This window comes from Microbulbifer rhizosphaerae (genome assembly GCF_014191725.1).
Lineage (GTDB): Bacteria > Pseudomonadota > Gammaproteobacteria > Pseudomonadales > Cellvibrionaceae > Microbulbifer > Microbulbifer rhizosphaerae.
On the sequence record NZ_JACHWZ010000065.1, the window covers coordinates 1 to 1,775 of the forward strand.

General features: G+C 45.2%; 3 protein-coding genes. All 3 read right to left on the bottom strand.

Features of this window, described 5'->3' with window-relative positions:
• A partial coding sequence (locus tag FHS09_RS22630; RefSeq protein ID WP_221192201.1) for a hypothetical protein occupies nucleotides 1-180 on the bottom strand: 180 nt, incomplete at its 3' end.
• Nucleotides 173-547, bottom strand: coding sequence for a hypothetical protein (locus FHS09_RS22440; protein WP_183464131.1), 375 nt, complete (start codon nucleotides 545-547; stop codon nucleotides 173-175). The genes FHS09_RS22630 and FHS09_RS22440, both read right to left, overlap by 8 nt.
• 139 nt (nucleotides 548-686) lie before the next feature.
• The gene (locus FHS09_RS22445; protein WP_183464133.1) at nucleotides 687-938 is read right to left on the bottom strand and encodes a hypothetical protein; all 252 of its coding nucleotides are present in this window, start codon (nucleotides 936-938) and stop codon (nucleotides 687-689) included.
• Between the last annotated feature and the right edge of the window lie 837 nt (nucleotides 939-1,775).

Here is a 1,775-nt window from a genome sequence, read left to right on the forward strand (position 1 = left end):
GTTGGCACTGGCTTTGATGCCGAATTGCTGGCTACTTGCACAGCACTTTACGCCATAAATTTTGCTTTTTTCCTTTACGAACAAGCCGCCATAACGCCCACATAAAAGGCGAGCGACAGCGAGTCCAGCCCACGTTTTTTGTGGGCGTTTTTTAATGTGTTTGTTAAGTGTTTTACGCATTGGCATACCAATGATGATAAAAATCGTCTTCATCTACCGTGTCTATAGTAGTTGGGGCATGAAGCCTAAACCCATTTTTGAAATGGAGAACCAAGCCATTTTTAACCGTATATTCAAAGCTTACCAGTTTAGTCTTATCTAGTGGACTCAATGTATTACTGTAACTTTGAAAGTCTTCATCAGCTTCGGGATAGCTAAGTGATGAAGCCACTAGCTCTTCGCCACTATATAAGTCCCACGGTGGATCTATCCATATGTATGGTGACTTTTCTCCAAACCTGATTTTTAAAGAGTTACAAGCTAGAGTCCTCTCGCACTCTTTACCAATAAATCCTTCAATAATTTTCAGATTTTCTTCGTGATTCATTTATACACTTAACGTTGCGCTCTGGGGCAGCCTCCTATATGTGCCTTTTTGTGTGAGAATGTGAGCGTAGCGAGCCACACAAAAAGGCACATATAGGAGGCTGTCCCTCAGCAGTGCCTAGTTAGGCGAAAGGTGGCAACTAAGCTGTGCTTGCAACCGCAGCCACAGCAGCACCCGAAACTAACGCCGGATCAATCTTCCTTACTGTTTTAGGCCCATCTAAAGAAATAGCAAGTGCAATCAAGTGACCGAAGAATGGTACAGCCCAAACCAACCCAGATTCTGCAATCTTTTCATTGACTGTACGTCGACTATCCCTCCAGATGTATCGTGTGATAAGGGCGTTTGCTGATACAAGATAAACCGCTAAGCCAATAATTAAATATTCCATTTCGCAAGCTCCATTTCTCTATGGTAAGTGAAAATAATTTCGATACATACAAGCAGAAGGTATCACTTAAACATGACAAGCTACAATCTGCCTTTCTACCAGCCCTGGCAAAGGCCATTTTGCGGCCTAACGAGGCTGTAGAAAAACTCCAGCCCATCATTTCGATTAAATTTTGCACAAAATCGCACTCCTACGTGAATTCTGGGCTTGTTTTGCATGGCAAAAAGCATTTCAGGTCACTCTCCGCCGCACGAAAATTTGATCTAGCCGAGAATTGCTCGAGTTTGTCTACAGCCTGAACGTTGCCAGCTGCGGCGGCCGTAGCGCTTTTAGCGCGAAGCGCGTTGCGTAGGCCGTCCGTCAGCCTGGCCTGGTTATGCATTTATCCTTACCTGCGAATGATTGAGTTGATCCCTAGGTTGATCAACCGTGTGGCCTCAAAAACAAAATAAAGAGCAGCTCCAAAAACCCAACCAAATAATGTCCCGAATAACCTTGGAGCGCCGTCCCTTTGCGCAAGATCCACCAAGACTTCTTGACTGGGTGCATAGTTGATCGAGTAACTCCAGAAAATAAGTGTGGAACCAGCAATCACAACCCAACCTAGAATAACCATAATTCCGAATCGCAGATACCATTTAAATCTAAGTAAAAAAACAAAGAACAGCAATAATACTATTAGCGGAGCCACTCTAATAATGTTCTGTGTCAACTCATACGAACTCATGGCTCACCTGATGCATAACGTCGCCAGCAGCGGCGGCCGTAGCGCATTTTGCGCGAAGCGCATTGCGTAGGCCGTCCGGCGGAGGCGCGCAGCGCCGGAGCGTACTGACT

Coding starts and splice junctions, on each gene's coding strand:
- FHS09_RS22440 (WP_183464131.1), bottom strand. CDS start 547: ATGAATCACGAAGAAAATCTGAAAATTATTGAAGGATTTATTGGTAAA.
- FHS09_RS22445 (WP_183464133.1), bottom strand. CDS start 938: ATGGAATATTTAATTATTGGCTTAGCGGTTTATCTTGTATCAGCAAAC.